Origin of the sequence: Cylindrospermopsis curvispora GIHE-G1, from assembly GCF_014489415.1 — a bacterium.
In the GTDB taxonomy this organism is placed as follows: domain Bacteria; phylum Cyanobacteriota; class Cyanobacteriia; order Cyanobacteriales; family Nostocaceae; genus Raphidiopsis; species Raphidiopsis curvispora_A.
In genome coordinates this window covers 872,423-898,603 of sequence record NZ_CP060822.1, presented here as the reverse complement: position 1 = coordinate 898,603, position 26,181 = coordinate 872,423, and the positions used below count along the sequence as shown (strand labels likewise).

At 39.4% G+C, this 26,181-nt stretch carries 19 protein-coding genes, 1 tRNA gene and 3 pseudogenes; 11 read left to right on the top strand and 12 right to left on the bottom strand.

Annotated features, from left to right (window positions below; genetic code table 11):
* Window positions 1-17: 17 nt before the first annotated feature.
* Window positions 18-455: pseudogene (locus tag IAR63_RS04300) on the bottom strand (TilS substrate-binding domain-containing protein); the annotation flags it as partial.
* Window positions 456-711: 256 nt separating this feature from the next.
* On the opposite strand from IAR63_RS04300, the gene IAR63_RS04295 reads away from it, so the two are divergent.
* Window positions 712-1,785, top strand: a complete 1,074-nt coding sequence (locus tag IAR63_RS04295) for a glycosyltransferase family 4 protein (RefSeq protein ID WP_187706716.1) — start codon at window positions 712-714, stop codon at window positions 1,783-1,785.
* 108 nt (window positions 1,786-1,893) lie between these two features.
* Here the strand turns inward: IAR63_RS04295 and IAR63_RS04290 are convergent, their stop codons facing one another.
* Window positions 1,894-2,637, bottom strand: a complete 744-nt coding sequence (locus IAR63_RS04290) for a class I SAM-dependent methyltransferase (protein ID WP_187706715.1) — start codon at window positions 2,635-2,637, stop codon at window positions 1,894-1,896.
* Window positions 2,638-2,827: 190 nt separating this feature from the next.
* Here IAR63_RS04290 and IAR63_RS04285 point away from each other — a divergent pair, with 190 nt between their 5' ends.
* Window positions 2,828-3,571 carry a class I SAM-dependent methyltransferase gene (locus IAR63_RS04285; protein WP_071241667.1) on the top strand — a complete coding sequence of 248 codons (744 nt, stop codon included), beginning with the start codon at window positions 2,828-2,830 and terminating at the stop codon, window positions 3,569-3,571.
* Here the strand turns inward: IAR63_RS04285 and IAR63_RS04280 are convergent.
* The 4 genes and pseudogenes from IAR63_RS04280 to IAR63_RS04265 form a co-directional block, all read right to left on the bottom strand.
* A pseudogene (locus tag IAR63_RS04280) lies at window positions 3,540-3,874 on the bottom strand (hypothetical protein); the annotation flags it as partial. The gene IAR63_RS04285 and the pseudogene IAR63_RS04280 overlap by 32 nt on opposite strands.
* A 108-nt stretch (window positions 3,875-3,982) precedes the next feature.
* The gene (tilS, locus tag IAR63_RS04275; protein ID WP_187706714.1) at window positions 3,983-4,990 is read right to left on the bottom strand and encodes a tRNA lysidine(34) synthetase TilS; all 1,008 of its coding nucleotides are present in this window, start codon (window positions 4,988-4,990) and stop codon (window positions 3,983-3,985) included.
* Between the two features lie 7 nt (window positions 4,991-4,997).
* A complete protein-coding gene (locus IAR63_RS04270; RefSeq protein WP_187706713.1) occupies window positions 4,998-6,269 on the bottom strand; it encodes a DHH family phosphoesterase in 1,272 nt (423 codons plus the stop codon).
* Window positions 6,270-6,360: 91 nt separating this feature from the next.
* Window positions 6,361-6,858 (bottom strand): HNH endonuclease, encoded by a 498-nt coding sequence (locus IAR63_RS04265; protein WP_096547448.1) that lies wholly within the window; start codon window positions 6,856-6,858, stop codon window positions 6,361-6,363.
* A 225-nt stretch (window positions 6,859-7,083) separates the two neighbouring features.
* Here IAR63_RS04265 and IAR63_RS18870 point away from each other — a divergent pair.
* The 4 genes and pseudogenes from IAR63_RS18870 to IAR63_RS04245 all read left to right on the top strand — a co-directional run.
* A pseudogene (locus IAR63_RS18870) lies at window positions 7,084-7,203 on the top strand (IS607 family transposase); the annotation flags it as partial.
* Window positions 7,204-7,324: 121 nt separating this feature from the next.
* Window positions 7,325-8,518 (top strand): alanine racemase, encoded by a 1,194-nt coding sequence (gene alr, locus IAR63_RS04255; protein ID WP_187706712.1) that lies wholly within the window; start codon window positions 7,325-7,327, stop codon window positions 8,516-8,518.
* A gap of 50 nt (window positions 8,519-8,568) precedes the next feature.
* Window positions 8,569-8,650: transfer RNA gene (locus IAR63_RS04250), tRNA-Leu, on the top strand.
* A 68-nt stretch (window positions 8,651-8,718) separates the two neighbouring features.
* On the top strand, window positions 8,719-9,339 hold the full coding sequence (locus IAR63_RS04245) for a hypothetical protein (RefSeq protein WP_187706711.1): 621 nt from the start codon (window positions 8,719-8,721) through the stop codon (window positions 9,337-9,339).
* A 57-nt stretch (window positions 9,340-9,396) separates the two neighbouring features.
* Here the strand turns inward: IAR63_RS04245 and aspS are convergent, their stop codons facing one another.
* Both aspS and miaB read right to left on the bottom strand, forming a co-directional pair.
* The gene (gene aspS / locus IAR63_RS04240; protein ID WP_187706710.1) at window positions 9,397-11,193 is read right to left on the bottom strand and encodes an aspartate--tRNA ligase; all 1,797 of its coding nucleotides are present in this window, start codon (window positions 11,191-11,193) and stop codon (window positions 9,397-9,399) included.
* Window positions 11,194-11,307: 114 nt separating this feature from the next.
* Window positions 11,308-12,651 carry a tRNA (N6-isopentenyl adenosine(37)-C2)-methylthiotransferase MiaB gene (gene miaB, locus IAR63_RS04235; RefSeq protein ID WP_187706709.1) on the bottom strand — a complete coding sequence of 448 codons (1,344 nt, stop codon included), beginning with the start codon at window positions 12,649-12,651 and terminating at the stop codon, window positions 11,308-11,310.
* Between the two features lie 1,613 nt (window positions 12,652-14,264).
* On the opposite strand from miaB, the gene IAR63_RS04230 reads away from it, so the two are divergent.
* Window positions 14,265-16,229, top strand: coding sequence for an FAD-dependent oxidoreductase (locus IAR63_RS04230; protein ID WP_407927169.1), 1,965 nt, complete (start codon window positions 14,265-14,267; stop codon window positions 16,227-16,229).
* Between the two features lie 16 nt (window positions 16,230-16,245).
* Here the strand turns inward: IAR63_RS04230 and IAR63_RS04225 are convergent, their stop codons facing one another.
* Window positions 16,246-18,669 (bottom strand): tetratricopeptide repeat protein, encoded by a 2,424-nt coding sequence (locus IAR63_RS04225; protein ID WP_187706707.1) that lies wholly within the window; start codon window positions 18,667-18,669, stop codon window positions 16,246-16,248.
* Between the two features lie 128 nt (window positions 18,670-18,797).
* Between IAR63_RS04225 and clpS the strand changes: the two genes are divergently transcribed.
* Window positions 18,798-19,121 carry an ATP-dependent Clp protease adapter ClpS gene (clpS, locus tag IAR63_RS04220; protein ID WP_187706706.1) on the top strand — a complete coding sequence of 108 codons (324 nt, stop codon included), beginning with the start codon at window positions 18,798-18,800 and terminating at the stop codon, window positions 19,119-19,121.
* A 5-nt stretch (window positions 19,122-19,126) separates the two neighbouring features.
* Window positions 19,127-19,423, top strand: coding sequence for a DUF2103 domain-containing protein (locus IAR63_RS04215; protein ID WP_006278795.1), 297 nt, complete (start codon window positions 19,127-19,129; stop codon window positions 19,421-19,423).
* A 58-nt stretch (window positions 19,424-19,481) separates the two neighbouring features.
* Here IAR63_RS04215 and IAR63_RS04210 read toward each other — a convergent pair whose 3' ends face one another.
* The 3 genes from IAR63_RS04210 to IAR63_RS04200 all read right to left on the bottom strand — a co-directional run bounded on the left by IAR63_RS04210 (window position 19,482) and on the right by IAR63_RS04200 (window position 20,657).
* Window positions 19,482-19,808 carry a hypothetical protein gene (locus tag IAR63_RS04210; RefSeq protein WP_187706705.1) on the bottom strand — a complete coding sequence of 109 codons (327 nt, stop codon included), beginning with the start codon at window positions 19,806-19,808 and terminating at the stop codon, window positions 19,482-19,484.
* 107 nt (window positions 19,809-19,915) lie between these two features.
* Window positions 19,916-20,131, bottom strand: coding sequence for a DUF29 domain-containing protein (locus IAR63_RS04205; protein WP_235678350.1), 216 nt, complete (start codon window positions 20,129-20,131; stop codon window positions 19,916-19,918).
* Window positions 20,132-20,180: 49 nt separating this feature from the next.
* The gene (locus IAR63_RS04200) at window positions 20,181-20,657 is read right to left on the bottom strand and encodes a molybdenum cofactor biosynthesis protein MoaE (protein WP_187706704.1); all 477 of its coding nucleotides are present in this window, start codon (window positions 20,655-20,657) and stop codon (window positions 20,181-20,183) included.
* A gap of 235 nt (window positions 20,658-20,892) precedes the next feature.
* On the opposite strand from IAR63_RS04200, the gene hpsA reads away from it, so the two are divergent.
* On the top strand, window positions 20,893-25,308 hold the full coding sequence (hpsA, locus tag IAR63_RS04195) for a hormogonium polysaccharide biosynthesis protein HpsA (RefSeq protein ID WP_235678349.1): 4,416 nt from the start codon (window positions 20,893-20,895) through the stop codon (window positions 25,306-25,308).
* Window positions 25,309-25,457: 149 nt separating this feature from the next.
* Entirely contained in the window at window positions 25,458-26,144 is a 687-nt protein-coding gene (gene hpsB, locus IAR63_RS04190; protein ID WP_187706703.1) for a hormogonium polysaccharide secretion pseudopilin HpsB, read from the top strand.
* The last annotated feature ends 37 nt before the right edge of the window (window positions 26,145-26,181 follow it).

Sequence of the window (26,181 nt, the reverse complement as noted above, 5' to 3'; positions counted from 1 at the left end):
GTGGGTTGTGGCCCATTCTAACTTTCTTTTTCTGTTGGAGTTAGAAACGGTTGTCGAATAACTATGGAAGCATTTTCTACTATTGCTATGCTACCACCAGGAAAAGGATCACTTTGAGAACGGTTGGGGGCGTTAATTAAATCCGTGATTTTTTCAATATGATCAAAATTGGGGGTTTGTGGTAACGCTTCCTGCAATATTTGACGGATCACCCGGCGTTGGAGAGCTAAGGGCTGTTGTTTTAATAAATGACGATTCAGACGTAAATCACCATTTTCACACTTTGTTAAGGCTTGTAACCGCAACTGGTGAGCTACTTGTTCTAGATACTCTACTTCTGCTCGTAACAACTCTGCTGTATGAGATAAATGGGATTCCACCTGGGGGTTGAAGTTTGTTGCAAGATAGGGGAGTAACTGCTGACGAATACGATTTCGGGGGTACTGTAAATTTTGTGGAATGGTAAATCCCAACTAGTTGCTAGATTTTTTAATAGCCTAATTAAATGGCTACATATATTATGCTTGCACGCATTTAATCAAAGCCGCAATATATAAAACTCAGATTGGTAAATTAATTACCCGATGTCAAAGCAAAAATAATTAATCACTGGAGGCTGAAAAATTATCACAAAAATATAGTATTCCTATTTAATTTGTAGAGTTACTCATGTATGATGATAACTGCAATTTTTAATTGAGGATATTAATAATGAGTCAACCGACTTACAAATTATTATTTATGTCCACAGGTGTTGGTGCTTTGGGTTCAGGGTTAGGTGGTGGAATAGAAGTCACCCTCCCCAATATTGTCAAAGCAATGCAGCAAAGAGGACACACAATAGATATTGTCGCACCAGCAGGTTCTCGCAGTGGTTCGTTACCTTTGATAGAAATACCCGGAAATACACAAAATGCCGCCCAAGATCAAAAGTATGATGCAGAAATAGGGATTCCGACAAATTCAGTTTTAGCAAATATGTGGACTTATGCTTATCAAGTACAGGGAAATTATGATTTAATTTTGAATTTTAGCTATGATTGGTTGCCATTATATTTAACGCAATTTTTTCATCGTCCAGTTGCCCATTTAATTAGTATGAGTTCTTTACTGGATGCGATGGATGATATGATTGCCAAGGTAGCAACTCAGTTTCCCCATGCTATTGGTGTTCACTCAAAAACACAAGCTGCAACTTTTCCTTGCCCTGATGAATGTGTTTGTTTATTTAATGGATTAGACTTGTCTTTGTATCAGTTTTGTGATCAACCTGGTAATAGCTTAGGTTGGGTAGGCCGCATAGCACCAGAAAAAGGTTTAGAAGATGCGGTAGCAGCAGCAAATACTTTAGGAATGCCTCTAAAAATCTTTGGTTTGATGCAAAATGAGGAATATTGGCAGCAAGTTCGTCAAGCGTATCCCGATGCACAGATAGATTACCAAGGATTTGTCTCTACAAACGAATTACAAGCGGGACTGAGGGAATGTCAAGCTATGTTAGCTACTCCCCACTGGATAGACGCTTTCCCCACTGTAGGTTTAGAATCTTTAGCTTGTGGAGTACCGGTGATTGCTTATAGTCGGGGCGGTTTAGTGGAAATAGTGGAAGATGGCAAAACTGGGTTTTTGGTTGAGCCAGATAGTGTACAAGGTTTAATAGATGCTGTTAAACGGGTACACACTATTGATCGTCAAAATTGTCGCCAGCAAGCAGAGAGTTTATATTCTTTGGCAGCAATGGGCGCTCGTGTAGAACAATGGTTTGAGAAGATTTTACACAGATAAGAAAAAATCAATAGTTTGCTTATTCCTTATCTGTTTTTACTGAACATGATATGACAGCAAAATATTCAAAATCTTTTGGGGTAAGCATCTTGCTTACCTCCAATTATTTTATGATACTTGGCGTAAACGTTGAGCTTCTGCACCAAAATTCGGATTTTCAATTACATGATTGGGTTGACTCCATTGAGAGTTTTTTAGTGTAATTAAGGAAAAGCAATCACACAAAATATCGCCACACCAATTAACTATTTCTTGGTGAAAACATTGTAAGCCAGCCTCTTGGGAGTATTGCTCAAATAGTTTAGCAGTCATGCTTTCTGCTCGCCAATGAATGTTTTCTAACTCTAGCTTTCCAGTAGCGGGATTGAGATAATTGCCCAAGTTAGAATGATGGATAAATCCTACACCATTGGGTTTAAGTTTCAGGGCTATCTGTTGTAAATAGGATTTAATGACATCTTTTTCCACATGGACTAAGGAATCAAAACTAAAAATGAAATCAATAGATTCATCTTCAATCATGGTTAATGATTTTCCATCATTGACATGATATGTAATGTGAGAACAATCTGCAAAGCGTTCTTGACAAGCGGCAATACACTTTTCAGTTAAATCTACGATAATTAAATCTTGACAATAATCCTTTAGGTATTGTGTCCAACGTCCAAAACCAGGAGCTATTTCTAATATTGTTGTTCCTGTTTTTGTCTCAGGAATAAAGGTTTTAATTCGCGGATGTATAGTTCCAAAAAAACAGTTATCTGTTCCACCCCATGGACTCGACCATTCATTACCCTGTTGGGTCCAATCGTAATTAGACCATGTATTTAAGTTTTCCTGAACACTAGGCATTTTGATCTCCTATCAATGAAAATATGTTAAAAATACAAAGGTACAGCACTTAGGCTAGAGTGTGTACTTAGAATCATACAGCAGTTTAGGTCAATTTCCGATACAATTGTGAAATTGATGTGCTTTTAGGCATAATATCAAATATTACGCATGATTTAGCTAAATTATTGTATTCAGCAGGTAGAAAAATATGATCACACCACCTATTCCATCTTTTTTAAATAGCTTTTGGGAAGATGCTTTTAGTTTAAAGCAACATCTTCAGGGATTTTTAAGTTTGGATGAGCAAACATTAGAAAGTAAATTAGCTGCTGGTCAAAAAGAAATGGCTGAGTTAGGCCATAAAGATTTTGACTGGGAAAAAGCTACAGCTTTCTATCAGTATCAGGTGAAAAATGAGTATCTTTTTGAGCTTGGAGCTTGGCATTTAAACAGTCATGATTATATTGGTAATACTTTACTATTAATTGCCAAATATGCCCAAGGTAGGGTATTAGATTTTGGTGGGGGAATTGGTACTCATGCTATTGGTGCTGCACTTTCGCCAAATGTTAAAGAGGTGTTTTATTTTGATATTAATCCGATTAATTGCGAGTTTGTCGAATATCGAGCTAAACAATTAGGGTTAGACAAAAAAATAGTTTTGTGTCAAGAAATGCCTAGTTCAGAAATGTTTGATACTATTGTTTGTTTTGATGTTTTAGAGCATTTACCAGATCCTATTCAGCAATTACTTACGTTTCATCAGTCTTTAGATGATGCAGGAAAAATCATTATGAATTGGTATTTCTTTAAAGGTTTTAATCAAGAATATCCTTTTCACCATGATGAACCAGAATTGCTAGATAGGTTTTTTCAGACATTACAAACTAAATTTGTAGAAGTTTTTCATCCTTATTTAATTACTGCTCGTTGTTATCGCAAATGGATTTAATTTCATGGACAATTTCTAATATTCCCTGATCTGCATCTAATGTTGCTTGTACCCCCACAGGTAAAGCTGCATTAGGGCTATCATGACCAAAGGGTAAATCGGAAACAATGGGAATATTGAGATCAGATAAGCGATCGCCCAAAACCTCCTCTATACTCAAACTGGGTATATTCGGAGGTGCATCACTGTACCACCACCCCAACCATTACCCTTTAAAGGTGCGATCGCTCGACCTGCTAAAATATCAAGTAACCGTTTTATTGACCATTCTGGCTCATCTTTGAGGGTAATGAGCACGGGAGCATCAGCATTTTCTGGTAATTTGCCATGTAGGTTCTGGCGAGGGTCTGTTACAAAGTCCGGTTTGCTGACCATATTTTCAGGAGTTTTCCAAATGGGTTGTGGCCCATTCTAACTTTCTTTTTCTCTTAAAGTTAGAATGGGTTGTCGAATAACTATGGAAGCATTTTCTACTATTGCTATGCTACCACCAGGAAAAGGATCACTTTGAGAACGGTTGGGGGCGTTAATTAAATCTGTGATTTTTTCAATATGATCAAAATTGGGGGTTTGTGGTAACGCTTCCTGCAATATTTGACGGATCACCCGGCGTTGGAGAGCTAAGGGCTGTTGTTTTAATAAATGACGATTCAGACGTAAATCACCGTTTTCACACTTTGTTGAGGCTATTGACCTCAACTGGTGAGCTATTTGTTCTAGATACTCTACTTCTGCTCGCAACAACTCTGCTGTATGAGATAAATGGGATTCCACCTGGGGGTTGAAGTTTGCTGCAAGATAGGGGAGTAACTGCTGACGAATACGATTTCGGGGGTACTGTAAATTTTGATTTGTGCTATCCACCCAAACTGGTAGGTCAAGGTCTTGGCAAAATTTTCCAGTTTGTTCCCGGGTAATCTCTAACAGGGGACGAACTAACATCGTCTTCTCCCCTAACGACCTTTGCCAATTTAAGGACTGTAAACCATCAGCACCAGTCCCCCGAATCAGATTGTATATTAGGGTCTCCGCTCGATCACTACTGGTGTGTCCCGTAACAACGTATTTATAACCAGAATCTTCAGCAATTTCCCTAAATACTCTATATCGCCAATTTCTAGCATCAGCTTCGCTATCTACCGAATCAGTGGCGATTTGTAAGTGGAACGGTAAATCCCAACTAGTCGCTAGATTTTTTACATGATCCGCGTTCGCTTGGGAGTCTTCTCGCCAACGATGATCACAATGGGCGATCGCCAGTTTCCACTTCCATTTAACTTGTAAGTCCACCAACAACTTGATTAAACACAGTGAGTCCTGTCCACCAGATAGGGCAACCAGTAGATGTTCATGAGGTGCAAATAAATGACGATGCCGGATTGTGCGATGTATTTTAGCGTGTAAAGAAGTCCATACCATGTATTAACTAAATTGGGTTATCTTTGGGATTGACTAGTTTTAATAGTTTCTGTTTAATTTGGGCATCGAAAACTTCCCACTTAATCTTAGCGTATGCGGAATTCTCGTTACCACCAGACAGGAATCCCATGGGAATCTCAAACCCACCAGCACCAGTGCGTCCACCGCCAAAAAATCTTCCCGTACTGTCTTGTCCAAAAGCTTCTTTAATAAACTCATCCGGATCTAAGGTCAACTTTGTAGTTCTTAAGGATCCAATCACCACTTCTAACTCATCGTCCTCATCATGTACTATTCCATATACCATGGCAGTATGCACATTTTCTTCTGTCACCAAAAAATCCGCCGCCTGAGGTATGGCATCCCGGTCATCATAACGTAAGTAACCAACACCAGCTATAGAAAAGTTATTCTGGACAATGCGATTTTTCAGAGAACGCTCAATAACATCCATTACACGCTTGGAACGATTAGCTTGTAAAATGGCATTAAGTAGTTGAGCATCATAGAACTTGCTTAGGTATGCAGCAGCCATAAAGTCTTCCTCCTGGGCTTGCATTAACCGATTAGTATCAGATCTTAACCCATGCATCAATGCTGTAGCACATTTCACATGCTGTCCCATGCTACTATCTAGGGTGAGTAGACCTGACTGTAAATACTGGGTAAAAATAGTTGCTGTTGCTCGCACATAGGGACGAACATCAGTAAACTCGGCTTTCAGTTCCCCCTGTAAACTATGATGATCTACCAGGGTAATCAAAGGGATTCCAGCTTGCTGAAGGGCAGACGTTAAAGCAGAAGTGGTTCCTTGATTATCAATCAAGACAAAACCCTGATAGGAAACCAAATCTTTGGTTTTAATGCTTTGTGCTGTACAGCGTTGAGCAGGTAAGGCAGTCAGTTTAACTAAAGCGATATTTTCCTGATGGCTGAGAGTGCCCGCATAAATAATTTCACACTTGATGTCATACTGTTGAGCAATCAGTTGATATGCCCAAGCACTAGAGAGAGCATCCGGGTCAGGAAAGTCTTGGAGGATGACCAAATGGCGCTCGTGTCGGTGGGCGAGAAGAGTTTTTTGTAATTCTTCTGACTTTTGAGCGGCCAGGGAGCTGGGACGGAAAGCATTAGCAATGCTGCCATCACCATTAGATGCTAGCACCTGAGTTCGATGCAGTGGAGGAATGTCAACCGTAGTCTCTATTTCTATATCCTCCCCCTTTGGCTCTGTAGTCAACGTGAAAGTCTCAATTTGAGAAACACTAGAATTCAACATGGTGCGGACAGTTCTAATTGTTATGGAATTATATATCTATATGATCTGTTTAACCCTTTTCACCCAAACATCCCCATTCCCAGTTAATTGGTTAAAGTCCTATAACATATTTTTGCCACTCCTGATGAAGTCCACTGTTCAGATGTTTCGTTACCTCAAAGTAGAGGCTACTATGAGGTTGACGCGGCGGATACCGTAATGGCATCCGGGCTTCTTGGGGGGTGCGACAGCCTTTTTTGACGTTGCAACGTACACAAGCAGTAACAATATTCTCCCAAGTGTCACCTCCACCACGAGATCGGGGTATTACATGGTCTAATGTCAGATCATCACCGGTACAGCCGCAGTATTGACAACTATGACCATCACGGTGAAAGATGTTTCGACGTGTAAGTGGGATTTCTTTGTATGGAACGCGGACATAATGACGCAACCGAATTACGGTTGGCAGCGGAAAATCGGAACAGAGGAATTTGCCATTGTGTTCCACATGTTCTGCTTTGCCTTTGATCAACAAAACAATGGCACGTCGCCAAGTGGTAATGTTGAGCGGTTCGTAGGAGGCGTTTAGGACTAAAACCTTCCCCATTGATTTTAGCTCAAGGTATTAGTTTCAGACATTCTAACACAAATATACCTTTTTAGACAGATGAGATGGCCCAAATGGTAAAAAGGGTGGTTAAATAGGAGTGAGAATTTCACATCTCCCCACTTTAAAAACAGGGCTAGAAGCTGAAAGAAATTTTCTACCCAGATATTGACAAATCTATCAGAATGTCCATATACTAAAATGTAGTGTATATTATTTATTGTTGAGTTCAATGAAGAAATCAATTTTGAACAAGAACTTGTACAGGACATGATAGAGTTGATTCAAGTGTGCCTTTATGGCGCTGGAAGTCACAAAAACAAAAAGTTGATTGAGGGTATAGCAGTTAATATAGCTTGTGGAGTAGACAAACCTCTCAAGAATCATCTTGAGACTACGATGAAACAGGAAGTAGGTAGTCCAGATCTGTAAAGGTCTGGGGTAGATCCTATAGAGCGGAGATTATATGAAAATGCTTATTGTACAAGATACTTACGCTTGGTTTTCACAACGTGCCTGGGTAGAAATTGATTTGGGAGCCTTGTCTAATAATGTGAAGCAGTTAGTGGGATTTTTATCCCCAGGAACCCAATTGATGGCTGTGGTCAAGGCGGATGCCTACGGACACGGTGCTGTTGCTGTAGCTACAACTGTTTTAGCGGCGGGGGCCACCTGGCTAGGAGTAGCTACAGTTACTGAGGGTATTCAATTGCGGGAGGCTGGAATTAAGGCCCCAATCCTGATTTTGGGTGCTACCCATACACCAGAACAAATTCATGCTATCACCTCTTGGCAACTGGAACCTACTTTATGTAGCCCAGGACAAGCTTTAATATTTTCTGATTTATTAAATTCTATTGATTATAATTATAAATTGCCAGTTCATATTAAGTTGGATACAGGAATGTCAAGACTAGGTGCTGACTGGCAACAAGCAGGTGAATTTGCTCAGTTGGTGCAACAGCTACCTCGGTTACATATTGCTAGTGTTTATTCTCACTTTGCTACAGCGGATAGTCCTGATACCACAATTATGGAACAACAGCATGGAAGATTCCAACAGGCGATCGCTCAAATTAGGGCAAGAGGCATAAAAATACCAAGTTTACACCTAGCCAATTCTGCTGCTACCCTAGGGGACAAAGAATTACACTATGACATGGTGCGTGCGGGACTAGCCATTTATGGACTTTATCCAGCTGCTCACCAGAGAAATCATTTGCAACTGCGCCCCGCACTACAGGTAAAAGCGAGAATTACACATATAAAAACAATCAGTAAAGGAACAGGGGTAAGTTATGGGCATAAATTTATTGCTCCTAGAGAAATGCGAATTGGAGTAGTTGGTATTGGTTATGCTGATGGAGTACCTAGGAGTCTTTCTAACCAAATGGATGTGTTGGTGCAGGGTCAAAGAGTTAAGCAGATTGGTATGATTACCATGGATCAACTGATGATAGATATTAGTCCCCTGGTGGAAGTAGAGGAAGGGGAAATAGTCACCCTGTTGGGGGAACAGGGAGAAGAGAAAATCACAGCGGATGATTGGGCAAATCAATTGAACACTATTTCCTGGGAAATCATTTGCGGATTCAAACATCGTCTACCCCGTGTGTCCATAGGGGTTGATGGCAAATTTGATCAAAAAGAAAAAAAATAGCAGTTCCCTCTTGCCAAGGAAAAGTTGTTATGATAGTATGAAATACTAATGCGGATGTGGCGGAATTGGCAGACGCGCTAGATTTAGGTTCTAGTTCCGACAGGAGTGAAGGTTCAAGTCCTTTCATCCGCATCATATAAATCTGTGTTAAGCTGTTGAGTGCTTATGAGGTAATAGAAACATAACGGTTTAGTAGTTTTATGGATAATATACAACGTCCATCAATTCTCAAAGTCGGTGAAACCTATACCTTTCGCAAGTACTTTGATCTAAAATTTGCCCCTAGTGATATTTTAAGAGAATTAGGTGCAAATTTAATTAAGAGTGCAATTGACCTACCAACGAGTAAGAATGAGATTACTAGATTGGAGGATTTAAAACAGAGATTAGAAGAGGCAATTCAAATAGTTAATCTTACCAGCGAAGCAGCTAGAAGAGAGGTTTTAATAGCCCCGATTTTACTAGAAATTGCCCACATTACCCGGTCCAGCATTAATATAGAATACCCTATAGAAATCAACCAATTTTTGCGGGGAGATCTAGATTATTACCTAAAATCTGAACACCAAATATTGGTTGTGGAAGCCAAACAGGCGGATTTAACTAGAGGTTTTACTCAACTTGCTGTGGAACTAATTGCCCTAAATGAATGGATATGGAGGACCGAACCCATATTGTATGGAGCAGTAACCACAGGAGAAATTTGGCAATTTGGTAGTTTTCAACCTGAGAGCAAACTGGTTACCCAAGATCTAATGCTGTATCGCGTCCCTATGGATTTGGAAGTACTCATGAAAATATTAGTGGGGATTTTAACATAGCCAAAGGCTGTGGGTTTACTCATTACAGCCTTTTTCTACCCATGTTTAAATAATAGGTCAAAGGCTATTTTCTTTAGGTTTTACAGTGGAAGCAACATGAAGTTCTTTTAATTGTTTAAGCTCTACTGTTGCAGGTGCATCGGTCAATAAACAGCGAGCTTGTTGGGTTTTGGGAAAAGCGATCACATCCCGAATAGACTCTTCCTGAGCTAGTAACATAACTAGTCTATCCACCCCATAAGCGATTCCACCATGGGGAGGTGTGCCATATTCAAAAGCTTCTAAAAGAAAACCAAATTTGTTTCGTGCTTCCTCTGAACTAAGCCCAATAGTCTCAAATACTCGCGCTTGTATTTCTCGCTGGTAAATCCTTAAACTTCCCCCACCTACTTCAAATCCATTTAACACTAAATCATAGGCTTGAGCGCGAGCAGTCTTCAAATCATGTAAATCATCCGGGTGGGGAGCAGTAAATGGATGATGTAAAGCTTCTAATCTTTTTTCGTTAGCATTCCATTCAAACATAGGAAATTCCGTAATCCAGAGGAAGTTGATCTTCCCAGGGGGAATCAAGTTAAACTCCCTGGCAATAAACTGGCGCAATCTATCTAAAGTCTTGTTAACAACAAAAGCATCACCAGCAGCAAAAAGTAACAAGTGTCCCTCTTTTGCAGCAGTTCTAGTTAAAATTTCTTGTTTTTGCTCCCCAGTTAAATTGTCCTTAATTGCACCAATAGTGTCAATTTCCCCATTCTCCCTAACCCGAATATATGCTAAACCTTTTGCACCAGCTTCTGCTGCTTCCCGAAAAATGTCTCCACCGGGTTTAATCCGTACGTTGGAGATGGCATCATTCCCATGGGGAATAGGTAAGATTTTTACCATACCCCCCCCAGCAACCACATCCCTGAACACCTTAAAACCACAATCTTGGACCACGTCAGAAACATCTACCAGTTCCAAACCATAGCGGGTATCTGGTTTATCCGTACCATACTTATTCATGGCATCTTGATATCTTAACCGGGGAAAGGGATGGGGTAGGTCAATATCTTGAACGGTTTTGAAAATGTGACAAACTAATTTTTCGTTCAGCTGGATAATTTCCTCTTCTGACATGAAACTCATTTCCATATCCAGTTGGGTAAACTCCGGTTGTCGATCTGCACGCAAATCCTCATCCCGAAAACAGCGAGCAATTTGATAGTACCTATCCATTCCCGATACCATTAATATTTGTTTAAACAACTGCGGGGATTGGGGTAGGGCAAACCATTGACCTTCATTAACACGACTGGGAAGGATATAGTCCCGAGCACCTTCAGGAGTAGAACGGGTCAAAACAGGAGTTTCTATTTCTATAAAACCCTCCTGGTCTTCTAAATAACGACGCATGGCTTTGACCACTTGATGGCGCAGTTGTATGTTCTTAGCCATCCGTTCCCGTCGTAAGTCCAAATAACGATATTTTAACCGCACATCCTCCCTCACATTCTCTGTCTCCCCACTGGAAACCTGAAAAGGTAAATTCTTGCTAACGGAATTGAGTAGTTCTATATGATCTGCGTATACTTCTACTTCACCCGTGACCAGACGGGGATTTAGGGATTCAGCTGGACGCTCCGTCACTCTACCAGTGATTTTGAGGACGTATTCGTTGCGTATGCTATTGGCTATTTGATAAGATTCTGGAGTGCGCTGTGGATCGCTTACAACTTGCACAATACCAGAGCGATCGCGCAGGTCTAGGAAAATTACACCTCCATGATCGCGGTGACGGTCTACCCAACCATACAATATTACATTTTCTCCAATATGATGTTTTCGAGGTTCTCCGCAATAGTGAGTTCGCATAGTAAGTTCTTTTTTCGGTCTGGATGAATAAATGTCAAGATTTGCCCATTGTAGATTATAGGCAAAAAGCAGGTCAAAGATTTGAGAATATAGATGGTTTGACCTATGAAGGTCTTACTCCACCAGGTCACCACTTAAACTAAAAGCGCGAACCTCCTGAATTTGTACCCTGACCATTTTTCCTCTCAGTTGATTGATATCCCCCTGAAAGAAGGCCAGACGGTTTCCCCTGGTTCTACCCATGACCTGAGATTGATCCTTGGGATTTTGATCTTCTACCAATACTTCCTCCATTCTCCCTAGGTAACGCTGCGATCGCTGTGCTGCTTTCACATTAACTAAGTGATTCAATCTTTGCAGGCGATCGCTCTTGATTTCTTCACTCAACTGATTATCCCACAGTGCTGCTGGAGTACCGGGACGGGGTGAGTAAGCAGCAGTATTTAAATGGTCAAATCCAATGTCATCAACCAATTGTAGAGTATTTTCAAACTGTATTTCTGTTTCTCCGGGAAATCCCACAATAGCATCTGCGCTGATAGAAGCATCTGGCATATAGCTACGAATTGTGTTAATGATCCGCCGATATTTCTCTTGAGTATAACCTCGGGACATGGCCTTCAATATTTCATTATCCCCGGACTGGAAGGGAATATGAAAGTGTTCACAAATTTTGGGTAGCTCTGCACATGCTTTAATCAGCCTTTCTGTAAAGTAGCGAGGATGACTAGTAGCAAATCTAATTCTTTCAATACCCGGCACATCGTGGACATAATAGAGTAAATCGGTAAAGGTGTACAGATGCCGACCTTCAGCGGTTGAACCGGGTAAATCTCTGCCATAAGCATCAATATTTTGACCCAAAAGAGTGATTTCCCGATAACCCTGTTGACCCAGAATTTCCATTTCTCCACGAATAGCTTCAGGGGTACGAGACTGCTCCACACCCCGGACATTAGGGACTACACAATAGGTACAACGTTCATTACAACCGTAAATTACGTTCACCCAAGCAGTTACCCGACTATCACGACGGGGCTGGGTAATATCCTCTAATATGTGTACCTCTTCTGTAGCTACTACTTGATTACCCGCAAAAACCGAATCCAATAAATCCTTCAAGCGGTTAGCATATTGGGGACCCATAACCAAATCTAATTCTGGCACTCGTCGCAACAAAGCCTGGCCTTCTTGTTGTGCCACACAGCCAGCAACAACCAGAGTCAAATCCGGTTCTTGGTGTTTACGTTTAGCCTGTCTACCCAAATAAGAGTAAACCTTTTGTTCTGCATTGTCCCGAATAGTGCAAGTATTGTAGACAATCAGATTAGCATTCTGAGGATTTTCTGACCATTCAAAGCCCATATCTTCCAGTATACCAGCCATGCGCTCTGAGTCAGCTTTATTCATTTGGCAACCGAATGTGGTAATGTGATAACGACGAGGTAAACCATTCATAGTAAATTACGCTTAATCAATATTACTTACTTTGCTTACTTTATAGTAGCGAGGAATTAGCAATTAACCTAATATAACCTTTTCCCAATTATTTTGCACGACTACTTAGTCTGTAAATCAACCTTCTCATATCATATATATGATAAATTAGTCAATATATCCTAGGGTAGATATTAACTATATCTTAGGATAGATGAGATAGGGGGGAAAACGTTATATCTTCTACATGAGATATAACTAAAGTCTATTCATAGGGAATACTCTAGTCAGAGCTGGGTTGTTTTAACAATTGCAGTTAATCAATTATCAAATTTCTCAGTTGCATTCCCCCTTGCTTGCAAAAAACATTAATGACTTCAAAATACCTCTAAAAAGTCTCTATCTACATAGAAACTAATTGGGGGTATTTTTATCGATTCTGAATCAGGATTGGTTAATACAAAAATCATCACTTATCATCACTCAATCATATATAGCTGTAGCCATCAAGATTAGGACATAAACTAGTCAACTATAAGAGTTCCCATAATTAAACTGTACTACTAATATTTGATATTCCCCTATTCGCTAAAGAGCGATCGCTTGTAGGTAGGTACAATTATTTATAGGATAGGTTGGGGGTGTTGGGTTTCATACTTCAACCCAACCTACATTGTCTTATATTTAATTCCACTCACTAGTATTTGATATTCGTGATCGCTTGTAGGGAGGTACAATTATTTGTAGGATGGGTTGGGGATGTTGGGTTTCATACTTCAACCCAACCTACATTGTCTTATATTTAATTCCACTCACTAGTATTTGATATTCGCGATCGCTTGTAGGGAGGTACAATTATTTGTAGGATGGGTTGGGGATGTTGGGTTTCATACTTCAACCCAACCTACATTGTCTTATATTTAATTCCACTCACTAGTATTTGATATTCGCGATCGCTTGTAGGGAGGTACAATTATTTGTAGGATGGGTTGGGGATGTTGGGTTTCATACTTCAACCCAACCTACATTGTCTTATATTTAATTCCACTCACTAGTATTTGATATTCGCGATTGATATTCTATCACAGCAGAATTTTTCCCATCTTTGGTAATTACACCGGAAGTCCATAAAATAGCGATCGCAATTAATTTCAAGCGAGGAATCTAGGCGCCCATTTTTTTCCCATGGTGGGGGTTGACTATTGACCTTTGGACGTGATACCCTGATAATGAAAATCTGTCCACTTTTTTTGCAAATGCTCACACTCCATTATACTCAACTTTCATAGTACCACATTTTTACCCCTTCGACCACAGAAAAACTTATCTCAACCCCCTATAAACATAATTTTTTCTTATTATTTACCCCTATATATACATATATAAATAATTTGACCAGGCAATCCCGTGGGTTTTTTGGGTTTTCTCAACCCCAACCGAGGAAAATCTATATAGAAGATAAATCCTTTTGCTATTATAGCTTTAGTCAGAACGGTGGGTAAAAGTGAGAGTAGGCGTTTTGACTCATTTTCGGGCTATAAAGCCAAAACAGTTAAGTAGGTTATAAAGCGAATTGCATGAAAAGTAAACAGAAAAAAGCCAATCAAATACTAACAGGTGTTGCTACACTCAGCATGGTCTTTTCGCCCAGTTCCGTCCTGGCAAACCCACCGCGAAATCCAGACAAAATCATCAACTGTGAAGTTGTCATTGCAGGTGGTGGACTTTCAGGAATTGCCACAGCTTACGAAAGTTTACTAGCAGGGAACACAGTTTGTTTAACCGAAATAACTGACTGGTTAGGGGGACAAATTTCCGCCCAGGGTACATCAGCGCTAGATGAAAGACCAACCCAAAGGATCAAAAGATTTTACTCTCGCGGATATCTAGAATTAAGAGACCGGATTGCAAAAAAATATGGGACAATTAACCCTGGTGACTGTTGGGTAAGTGACTCTTGTTTTCTCCCCGGGGATGGTCATGGGATTCTTTACCAAATGTTGCAAGATGCACAAAACAAAGGAAGAGGAAAATTACACTTTTTTCCTAACACTGTGGTTAAAGATATAGAGATTTCTCAAAATGGTAAGATCATTAACAGTGCGATCGCAATTCAACATCGACCAGCGAAAAATGCACCACCTCTGAACACCTTCCCCCTATCTCAGACCATAGAGGATTCTTACAGTTATAAAAACTCATCCCAGTTGGATAAAACCATCATTCGCTTTGTTCCCAAAACATCCCCAAAAAGCAAACAATGGTATATTGTGGATACTACTGAAACTGGGGAAATTATTGCTCTAGCAGATGTACCCTATCGTCTGGGAGTGGATCCCATTTCCTATCTGGAACCTTCATCTTCAAGTACCACAGGGGATCCCTATTGTACCCAAGGTTTTACCTACACCTTTGCCATGGAGGCCACAAAAGAGCCACAAAACCAAACCATGCCAGCATTTTATCCCCAATATGCTCCCTATTTTAGCTATGAACTACCCAGACTAGCCAACTTTGATTTAGTTTTCACCTATCGTCGTATTTGGAGTCCCCAAACAGGTCCATGGAGTAGATTTGGTGGAATTAATTTTACCACTCCCACTCCTGGAGATATATCCATGCAGAACTGGACTTGGGGTAATGACTACCGTCCAGGAACAGCCCAGGATAATTTAATTTATACTCGCCAACAGTTACAATCCACAGGTCAATTGAATCCAGGTGGATGGATGGGAGGAATGAGAACGGAAACTCTCCGCAAAGGAGAAGAAAATGCCTTTGCCTATTATTACTGGCTAGTAGCGGGAAATACGGATAGTTTACTGGGTGAAAACATCAAACAACCCCAACCAAATCACATTTTATTAACTGGTTTCAACTCACCCATGGGAACTGGACATGGTTTATCAAAATATCCTTATATGAGGGAGGGAAGACGAATTATTGGTCGTCCTAGTTGGGGACAACCCCAAGGGTTTAGTATTTGGGAAGTGGATATTTCTCGTCGCAATTATAATGATGAATATTACCGCAAAACCCTGTCACCAGCTATGTATCGTCAGTTGAAAGCAACCCTTGCAGGATTAGAAGCAACTTCTGTAATTACAGGTAAACTACCATCAGATAGGATAGTAAATCGTAGTCGCTCCACAATTTTTCCAGATGCAGTAGGTATCGGACATTATGCTATAGATTTTCATCCTTGTATGGATAAAAGTCCACCAGAAGCACCAGGTAATATAGAACGTCCTGGAGAAAGAAGGGGTGCTGGTTATGCTTATCCTTTTCAAATTGCACTGCGAGCAATGATCCCCCAAAAAATTGATAATTTAATAGTTGGGGGTAAAAGCATTGCTACTAGTCACATCGCTGCTGCTGCTTATCGAGTCCATTCTTTTGAATGGTCTTCCGGTGCTGCTGCTGGGACTGTAGCGAGTTTTGCACTGAGGAAAAATATATTTCCCTATGAGTTGGTTGATAATTTACCGAGATTCGAACCTAAGTTACAGATGCTCAGGAAAATTCTTGACCAGAACGGAAATCCAACTGCTTTTCCTGATACTTCCATTTTTAATCAAAGTTGGGAAGATTGGAGATAGGAGGGATTTTCCAGGTTTAATCACCATGAATTAATTGTTGAAATCTGGGGTCATGGTTGATGTCATCAAAGTCTATATCACCTGCAGCGTCTTCCCTATAACTAGGTTTGTTTTTTATAGCTTGTTGCAAATTGATCAAGGCTAATTCTACATTCTTTTGTAGTGCATAACAAGCTGCTTTGTTATATAAGGCGCTACCGTAGTCTGGGTTGATTTCTAGGGCTTTATTAAAGTTAGTAATTGCTTCCTCGTCTTTTCCTAATCTGACTAATGTATAACCTCTTTTATCCCAAATTTTAAAGGAACTGGGTTGGATTTCTAGTGCTTTATCAAAGGAAAATATGGCCTCTTCGTAATTTTCTAATTCCACCAGGGATAAACCACGATTCAACCAAGCAACACTCTCTTCCGGTTTGATTTCTGTGGCTTTATTAAAACAATTGAAAGCTTCTTGATGTTTACCTAGTTTACCACAGGTAATACCAATGTCAAACCATGCTTGGTAGTGTGCTGGGTTAATTCTAATTACCTGATTGTATGCTCCAATTGCTTCTTTATGTCTTTTGAGTTTATTGAGGATAAAACCACGTTTTAACCAATGTTCTCCCTGGTTGGGTTGAATATTGGTGATTTTTTCATAAATTGACAAAGCATCTTCATAACGGTTTTGTGAAAGCAGCTCTTCTGCTTCTTGAATCCGATGATCAAAATTATCAGGATTATCAACATTGATATTAATATCAGTAATATTATTAACATCAATAGTATTGGTGTCAGTCCCCGGTGGTGATAGCTGTTGTTCCTTTACGGGAGTTTGGGGAGTCATTTGTGATAATTCTTTTAAGGTTTCATACTGGCGATTTTCCGCATCTAGTTGCAATTTTTCTAGTTTATCAACAAATTGAGCCTCTAACTTTTCTAGTTTTGCTAGTCGTGCTATCAAGGTTGTTTTTTGATGATCAAGATCATTTTTCATGTGTGATTTCATAACTGATAGTTCAGAGGTAAACTCTGATATGAACTGGTCAACGGAATGTTGGGAGTTTTGAAAGAATTTGCGCTGACGTTGTTCAGTAGAGTTGTGTAAATCCCCAATTTGCTTCTGGAACTCTAAGCCCAAAGCTTTTAGATTTTCTAATATATTAGTTTTTTGTTCCTCCACATCATTGTGAAGGTTAAAAAGCATCTGTTCAACCTCATCAACAGATTTTTGCCAATTATCAATTATTTCTCCTTGGCGACTTTCAGTGGTGTTCTTTAGCTGTAGCAAGTAGTGAGAAAATTCGGACTGTGATTTTGCCAAATCGTTGCAAATATCGTCTTTTTGTTTTTGAGCATCAGTTTGTAAATCCGATAATTGTAATTTACTGGCTTGATTTATATCTGATAAACTAGATGTAAAGACATCCATCTTCTGCTGAGCATTGGTTTGTAACTGGGACAAATTACCAATAAAGCTATTTATTTGTTCTTGAGCATTGGCTTGTAACTGGGACAAATTACCAGTAAAGCTATTTATTTGTTCTTGAGCATTGGTTTGTAACTGGGACAAATTACCAGTAAAGCTATTTATTTGTTCTTGAGCATTGGTTTGTAACTGGGACAAATTACCAGTAAATTCCGACGCATTTTTGGTGATAGCTTCCACAACCTGGGTTTTGTTTTCTAGAGTTTCCAGTGCCAAAATCTCAAACTGCTCAACTAACTGAGAACGACAATTACTAATATCACTAACAGCAGTATCTCGATGATTTTCTATAGATAATTTTATTTCCGAAAACTGGGCAAATAGCTCCGATTCTAGTTTTTTAATATTTTCAATAGTTACCCTTTGCTGTTGCGCAGCAAGAGTCACTTGCTCCAATTGAGTATTCAGCTTAAATTCTAAGCTACTAATATTCTCCTGCGCAGCTGTTACTTCCCTTTCCAACGCAGTTAAAAATTCCTGCTTCGACTTGGGCAAATCAGATAAAAGTACGGATAATTTCCCTCCCTCACCCTCAATAGTCGTTTTCAGGTGATTCACCTTTTGTTCTAACTCCAGGGCTAAATCTTGTGAGTACTCAATCAAACTAGTTGTCTTTTGATTAGTACCAATTAGCTCCGTCTGCAAGTTTTCTATATTCCCAATTTGTCTCATCGCTCGTTCAACAATATTCTTAATTATGGCCTTTCTCAAAAACCATAAAGTGGCTATTAAACCCACCCCAAACAAACTGAGTAATGTCAACCAAATACTCAAATAAGACTGTACTTGCTTTTGAATCTTAGTTTCTGTCCTAAATTTACTTAATTCTTCCCTTTCCGTATTTGATAGTACCTGAGCATTCGCAGACAATTCAAACCCCTCAAGAGTTAACCCGTTATATACCAATAAGGATGACAATAGGATTAGGCTTTTTAATGTTAGTCCGGAAAAAGTGGAGTTTTTGCTGTTCATGATTTCCCTATCTATAATAATTACTTCTCCCCAATCAACGGCTAAAATCCTAAGCTCAACCCGTTTCCCAACATTGAATTACACTGGAGAGTTGAAGTCTTTTTTTTTCAACCGTAGCTTTTTGATTTATGAAAACAAGACCATTCCCCGTTTATGCAATGGCCCCAGCTCCCACTGTCACACCTGACCAGGGAACTCAAGTGGTTCGTAAACCCTATCCCAATTATAAGGTCATTGTCTTAAATGATGATTTTAATACATTTGAACATGTGGCTAAATCTTTAATGAAGTATATTCCGGGAATGACCACTGAACAAGCTTGGGAGCTGACCAACCAGGTACACTATGAGGGACAAGCTATTGTTTGGGTAGGACCTCAAGAACAAGCGGAATTATACCACCAACAGCTGCGTCGCGCTGGATTGACCATGGCCCCCCTGGAAGCAGCTTAGCTAATATGAGTAAACTAACAGATGGTAGACTCGTTTGGAATCATTCTACCCATATTCCCGGACTTATTCCTATTCTAGAACGTTTATGTCAACAACATGGCATTACTACTGTAACGCCAGCAGTAATTGGCAGAGTTAAAGGACACGCTCCTAAAATGCAGTTGCGTGTCTCCGTACCAATTCGCGGTGGTTATAAGGTAATTGCACGCCAGGGTAAAACCGTACAAGAAGTGTTTGTCGTTACTAGTTTACCACAGGAAGAATTGGAAAATGCGATCGCGATCGCTATGAAAACTGCATGAGCATTAAGTATCACGAGAGGAGTTCTCAGCACTCCTCTTTTGATCCTTATGATAGCTTTCAATCAATTTCAACTTTATGGACGGCGAACTTATATAGTGGTAGACTCAGGATGCAAGAGAAAGTTAAAAAATATGCCAAGGCCGTAGTAATTTTTAGGGTCATTGTTAAACCTTCCCATTCTGAGCTTATGAGAATTTTTTCACAGGTGAAGGCAATACAATAAACTAACCAGTAGGTAAAGCTCATTCTTAAGAGAACTGCTTCAGTTTCCTCAGTTTCATCTGTTTGCTGTTGACTGTTCCTAAGCAACCACAACCCCATAATACAAGCTATAAAGGAAAGAGCAATGACAAATTGGTGGCAAAACACATTTGCTAGACACATTTACCTTTGTTCCTATTTCAATCATATTCATACCCGCATTAGTCTAAGGTCATATTCCCGGGGATGACACAAAATAGTAACAAACTGAAATATTTTCCACTTATCATTCACGCGCGTTTTTCAGCTTGGTATTCCCACTTGAGCAAATGACCGATTAAGATAGCTAGGCAATTTTCTAACTCCCGACGTTCTTGCTTCCCCAATGACTCAATTTCCTCTACTAGGTTAGTAATATCCAATTGTCGAAAATCGCCTTGTTTAAGTAACCTGGACTGTTTTAGGGTCCACCCGTAAAAGTCGGTTTCATAGAGATTGAATCCCATCCTACCCTCCACAGATCTTTAGGATATAATTATCTATCCTATTGCTAAATCAACATTCTTGTTGACACAAGCCAATACTTACCCAAGAACTGGAACCATCTTGCCAATATTCTTTTTTCCAAATTGGTGCGTGATGTTTAAGAGTATCTATTGCGTACTGACAAGCAGCAAAGGCTTCACCTCGGTGGGGAGATCCTACCGCTACTAGGACGCTAATTTCTCCCACTCTCAATTTGCCAATGCGATGATGAATCACTACCCTATTCACATTAGACCATTGATGACGAATATGGGCAGCAATTTGGTAAAACACCTGCAAAGCCATAGGTTCGTAGGCTTGATACTCTAATGCTACTACGGGTTTACCATCGGTTTGATTACGAACCACACCACTCATCAACACAACCGCACCATTGCCCAGGTCTTGAGCAGCAGTATATATTTCTTCTGGTAATAGGGGAGCTAGGGTAATAGCAAAACTGTCTTCCGCTCCGGGTTTAGTTGGTAAATTAACTAAGGTTTTCATATTTACTTAGGGAATTGGTGTTTTGATTACGGAATTGCTGATAAAAATCTATCATATCCAAGATTCCTTCCGTGAATTCCCAATTTTCAATATTCAGTCCTTTTTTTTAAAAACAGTGTAAATACTGTACATAAAATCCTCGCCAAGAGATAACAATCTATATTAGATATATTAGGTTTATCCAATTAACAGAATTACTCAAAAGTCATTGGGTTATAGAGGGGGACTCATATTTATGGCTAAAAAGTGTCATTCTTACCGGATCGTCACCAAAAAATATCCCAAGGTGATCGATCAATTTTTGTCTATTTTACAAAGAAATATTAAAAACCTTATAAGATTGTTTTTAAAAATTATTTTGAGATATCAAAGGAGACAAAACTTAAAAAACAAAGGCTTTGTACTCCCTACAACAACCATGGTTATCCTGGTCATGATCTTACTAACAATGGCAATTATATTTCGCTCCTTTGAAAGAGCTAAACATGCCCATAATACTAGGATTAATCAAACATTAATCAATGCAGCGACTCCCGCAATAGATAGGGGAAGAGCCAAGATTAATCAAATGTTGGCAGATCCTAGAATTACCCAATTTTTACCTTCAGATCAAGATTTATATAATAACCTAGTTAATCACCTAGACGAATATACCTTTGGTGATGAGACTAATCTGACCCTGAACTTGCAAAATTACGAACCCCTAAAAACCGCTTGGAAATTTCCCGTGGACAGTAATAACAATGGTAAATTTGATAGCTATACCGTTTATGGTATTTATTTTCAAAATCCTCCTCAAAGCAATCAGCAATATATGCGGGCTAGAAACACTTTAGAAGCTAGATCTTTACCTATCAACCCAATCGATTTTAATTCTCGATGTCAGGATTCTAATTCAATAAGTGGTAATTTAGTAGATACAAACGGGTGGTTAATAATCGGTGGAAAAATGAGAAAAGCCTTTTTTATTTACACTGCTACAGTCCCCATTACTAGCCAGAACACCATACCAGCAGAAACTCAAATTAACTATGAAATATACCCAGATAATAAGGGATTTTTTGCCTTGGAATATAAGCAAGAGAGAATCCAGCTTCCACCCACAAACAATGCTATTCTTTATGAAGATGACTTACAAATTACTGGCAATGAAGACTTGAGAATTAATGGCAGAATTTTTACCAATAGTAACTTGTTAACTGGTTCAGCTTCCCGATCAATTAGACTCTATCAAATTAGCAGTCAGAATTCTTGCTTTTACGAACCAGAAAACTCTAAAATTATTGTAGGTGGCAATTTAGCAGCGGGCGGATTTACAGATAATAAAGACCTCTCCACAGCGACTACAGTAGATTTATTTAAAGATAAAGGCGTAAATCCACAAACAATAGCAGGGTATAACCCCAGAATTACAGACCATAAATCGGTTACCAACTCACCACAGAATATAGCCTATAATAGTCTGGCTTATGTGAAAAGAATTAATAAGTTAGTTGAGAGGCAAATGGCAAATTCTTTGACCACCGATCCTCAAGAAGTAAAACAGGGGATTATCAAAAAACAAAAACAATTAGGAACGGCATATACAATTGAACAATATGACCAAATTCGCCGTAAAGAATTGGAACTCTATTTTCAAAAACGTACCCGCCGCGTACCCTTTCAAGAAGTACCCTTTGGTAGTGAACAGAGTGATGTAAATAAGATCGATAATCCCTTACAAGGTACTGGTGATACCCTACGTCCCATAGATCAATGGATTTATCCATTTGCTACCGATGGAATCACGGGAAGTGGTCATAGTCAATTATCATTAAACATCAGCGGTAATTTACTCAAACCCAGTGCAACAGAACCTATGGAGCAACTGCAAAAACAACTAGGGGGAGTAGAGCAGTATTTAGGAGACCGGGTTATAGTTGGTCACAATCTACCCCAAATGTGGTGGAATTATCCACAAAATCGCTTTTTTACCACTGATATTAACCACACTCAAAACCTCAAAGATATTAATTGGGATCTAAGTAATGAACCAAAAAATAGAACCCGTCATACCACCCTGCATAACCTAGCTGATTTAGCTGCAATAGAAAGGGATGGAGATTGGGAATATGCAGCAGCACAAGTACCTGAAAATCCACAACAGGAAAATTTCATTGGTGGTTTGCGCGTGGTGACTGGTTCTGGAATATATTTACCCAGAAATCATACTGCTTCTAGCACTAACTTCGGGGGTGTTTCCACAAAAATTTGGTCCGATATGTTGCCCATACCACAAACATCCACAGAATATGCAAACACCACCATTAACCCCTACTGGATGTATGATTCATCCCTAGGGTTTACTTTGCCCAAACTACCTGAAACGGATATTACAACCCCCTATTTAAAAATGCGAGCTACGGTGGTTTACCACTATAAATCTAGCAATTATCATCAGAACAACCCCACTCCCATAGCTTGTATCAGTAGTTTTTATCTTCCTACCAATAGCACCACAGCGACAAATATGATCACATTACCTAATGCGGTAGGAATAGAAAAATCTATGCGGGGAGTATCTAACAATGGTATCGTTTATCCACCTCCCACTAGAAATGTTAATGCTTATGCAAATTTACTCACATATCAAGCCCAGTTGCAATATCCTAATGGACGTTGGGTAAATGAACCTTTGAAAAATGCTTTAGCAAAAAATAACTATACCTTATCCGAAAGGTCTGCTATAGATAGTGCCTTATGTGCTTTGCAAATCATGGATGGTAGTATAAGTCCTCTGAGTAACCCTCCCATTCCCCATGGTGCAATTAAGGAAATAGCTTTTTTAGACGCTAGGGAAATCAGAGCTAATCAAACCTCAAATCAGGTGGATAGTGATTTACCCTACAATTTACCCCTGAGAAATAGACAACCTTTAGAAATTCGTGCCACGGTTATAGACTTAAATCAGCTACGCACAACTAGAATATCAACTGATGAGTATTTATTACCCAATAGTGGAATTATCTATGCGACTCGCGATGATGCTCTACCAGATACCAGTGGAGGAATATCTGGTAAATCAGAAAGTTCTGTGGATTATAAACTTGATCCTACTCGTCGTCCTAATGGGATCCTAATTACCAGTAGTGATGGTTCACCAACCAAACTGTTTCGTGGCACAAGTAATATATTCAGGAGAGAAGAAAAGGGCTTGATTTTGGTCTCCAACTTACCGGTTTATATTAAAGGTGATTTCAATAGACATACCCAACAAGAATTTACCAGCACGTTAGCAGATGATTGGAGTAATTTTTACAATCGTAGTCAAATAAATCATCAATTTGCTTGTCGTCCTAGTGATCCTAAACTACCTAACTGTACTGTGGGTGATGAATGGCGAAATGCGGCCATATTAGCAGATTCTATTACCGTACTTTCTCAGAACTTTAGATTTGGTTTTCGCAATGAAGGAGACTATGATTGGAATAATTATATTGGTGATACTGCATCCTTCAATAATCGTCCTACGAATTTTGAATACAACACTTATGCTCCCACAATAACCCAGAATTATGATATCAATGGCATACCGAATATCGATCTGGATCCCGTAACCAATGGTATACAAGGTAGTTCCTATTTTCATAACTTTGTCACACCCGTAGTTAAACAGATACCAGCTAGAGAATTTCTGTTAGAGGTTTGTCTAGTTTCTAATACTGATATATGTAACAGTGACCCAACACAATGGGTAATTAGTAGATTTCCTAGAAGTCAATATAATGGACAACCAGAAGGTAATATCGAGGGTCTACCAATAAATGCCATTAAAACTGGAACTATTGGTTATACACACCGACCATCTGATGGTTGGGAAGGGACAAACTTGCCTAAAAGAATTGCTTTCAAAAGAAATGTGGCGACAGGTAAATTACTTCAACCCCTAACTGTTTATGGGGTGGATAATAATCAGATAATTCGGACTTTTTCTTTTTCAGGTAATACCCTACCGAAATTAGCCGTCAATGAAAATAATCAAGGATTTCTCATTCCCTGGTTAACACCTGATTTCAATGGTTTTTGGCAACCAGTTTTACAAATTAATCAACCATTTGCCACCCCAACTGACCCCCATAACAGTAACAGCATTACCAATGGTTCACATAATCATTGGTTACAGATGGCGACCCCAACTACTGTTAATTTTATTGCCGCTACGGGAGATAACCCAGCTCGTCCCATGGAAGATAATGGAGGGTTACCCAATTTACTACGCTTATTGGAAAATTGGAGTCCTAATACTACCCCTATAGCTTTGAGAATTAATGGTGCATTTATTCAAATGAAAAGGAGTAACTATGCTACGGGAACCTATAGCACATCTATTAACAGTCAACCCCAGGATTTTGAATACAAAATTGCCCTCAATCTTGGTAGAAGTTCTGGACATCTTCCACCTAGACGACAATGGCATTATGATGTGGGACTTTTATCTCAACCACTGGATTTATTTGCTCAAAAAATTCCTATAAAATCACAAAAGTTATCCAAAGACTATTTTCGTCAAGTTGATCGAGATGATGAATGGATTCAAACCCTTTTATGTGCCAAACAGACCACCGATGGAACCTACGCGGTTGACCAAGACCAAAGATTTAACTGTTATTAGATTTAAGTGGGTCAGTGAAATTAAATATAAGATTAACGTAGGTTGGGTTGAGGAACGAAACCCAACACCCCCATGGGTCTCGTTACTCGACCCATTCTACAAATAATTGTGCCTCTCTACTTAATTGTTATTAGGTTGTTTTTAAAAATATGCTGGGTCATCTGAAAAAATATTTACTCTTTCCTGTAGAAGAAGATGATGGTTTTAGTATTCTGGAGTCATTGGTTGCCATTTTAACCCTATCTTTATTATTGATGGTGATTACTCCAATATGGATTATGTCCACAGCCATCCGTATGCAGTCACGGCGTGTGGAAATGGCTGCTCAAGCAGCAACATCATTTGTTAATGGTGTGAAAACGGGTTCCATTGTCACACCACAAGTAATATCTGAAATTACTCCTAGTCAACAAGCTTCCAGAAATATTTCTACCAGTCCTCAAGATTATTTGATTACCAGCTCGGAAATGCCAGCACCAACATCAGCAAATGGCTTATATTGTTATAACCAAAATGGCATAATTGGTTTTACGGAATGCCAAAATAATTCCAATAATTTGTTTTATATTCAAGCTGGTACAATTGCCACAAGTTCCAAAAATGAGAGTTATCTTTTGTCCATACGAGTTTTTAGAGCGGATATTGATTTTACTCAACAAATCCCAATTAATAAATCCACCCCATCGTCCATAACTCATAATCTTGGCGATAAACAAGTGCCACTAATACAAATGACCACGGAAATAACCAATAATAAAACCTCTTTTTACTCTCTATGTCAGCGTTTAGGCACGATCGCACCCACCACTTATTCTAGTTCTACCCTATGTCAATAATCTCCTTCCCTACTCCCTCAAAAAATCGTTCATTCTA

Coding starts and splice junctions, on each gene's coding strand:
- IAR63_RS04295 (WP_187706716.1), top strand. CDS start 712: ATGAGTCAACCGACTTACAAATTATTATTTATGTCCACAGGTGTTGGT.
- IAR63_RS04290 (WP_187706715.1), bottom strand. CDS start 2,637: ATGCCTAGTGTTCAGGAAAACTTAAATACATGGTCTAATTACGATTGG.
- IAR63_RS04285 (WP_071241667.1), top strand. CDS start 2,828: ATGATCACACCACCTATTCCATCTTTTTTAAATAGCTTTTGGGAAGAT.
- tilS (WP_187706714.1), bottom strand. CDS start 4,990: ATGGTATGGACTTCTTTACACGCTAAAATACATCGCACAATCCGGCAT.
- IAR63_RS04270 (WP_187706713.1), bottom strand. CDS start 6,269: ATGTTGAATTCTAGTGTTTCTCAAATTGAGACTTTCACGTTGACTACA.
- IAR63_RS04265 (WP_096547448.1), bottom strand. CDS start 6,858: ATGGGGAAGGTTTTAGTCCTAAACGCCTCCTACGAACCGCTCAACATT.
- alr (WP_187706712.1), top strand. CDS start 7,325: ATGAAAATGCTTATTGTACAAGATACTTACGCTTGGTTTTCACAACGT.
- IAR63_RS04245 (WP_187706711.1), top strand. CDS start 8,719: ATGGATAATATACAACGTCCATCAATTCTCAAAGTCGGTGAAACCTAT.
- aspS (WP_187706710.1), bottom strand. CDS start 11,193: ATGCGAACTCACTATTGCGGAGAACCTCGAAAACATCATATTGGAGAA.
- miaB (WP_187706709.1), bottom strand. CDS start 12,651: ATGAATGGTTTACCTCGTCGTTATCACATTACCACATTCGGTTGCCAA.
- IAR63_RS04230 (WP_407927169.1), top strand. CDS start 14,265: ATGGTCTTTTCGCCCAGTTCCGTCCTGGCAAACCCACCGCGAAATCCA.
- IAR63_RS04225 (WP_187706707.1), bottom strand. CDS start 18,669: ATGAACAGCAAAAACTCCACTTTTTCCGGACTAACATTAAAAAGCCTA.
- clpS (WP_187706706.1), top strand. CDS start 18,798: ATGAAAACAAGACCATTCCCCGTTTATGCAATGGCCCCAGCTCCCACT.
- IAR63_RS04215 (WP_006278795.1), top strand. CDS start 19,127: ATGAGTAAACTAACAGATGGTAGACTCGTTTGGAATCATTCTACCCAT.
- IAR63_RS04210 (WP_187706705.1), bottom strand. CDS start 19,808: ATGTGTCTAGCAAATGTGTTTTGCCACCAATTTGTCATTGCTCTTTCC.
- IAR63_RS04205 (WP_235678350.1), bottom strand. CDS start 20,131: ATGGGATTCAATCTCTATGAAACCGACTTTTACGGGTGGACCCTAAAA.
- IAR63_RS04200 (WP_187706704.1), bottom strand. CDS start 20,657: ATGAAAACCTTAGTTAATTTACCAACTAAACCCGGAGCGGAAGACAGT.
- hpsA (WP_235678349.1), top strand. CDS start 20,893: ATGGCTAAAAAGTGTCATTCTTACCGGATCGTCACCAAAAAATATCCC.
- hpsB (WP_187706703.1), top strand. CDS start 25,458: ATGCTGGGTCATCTGAAAAAATATTTACTCTTTCCTGTAGAAGAAGAT.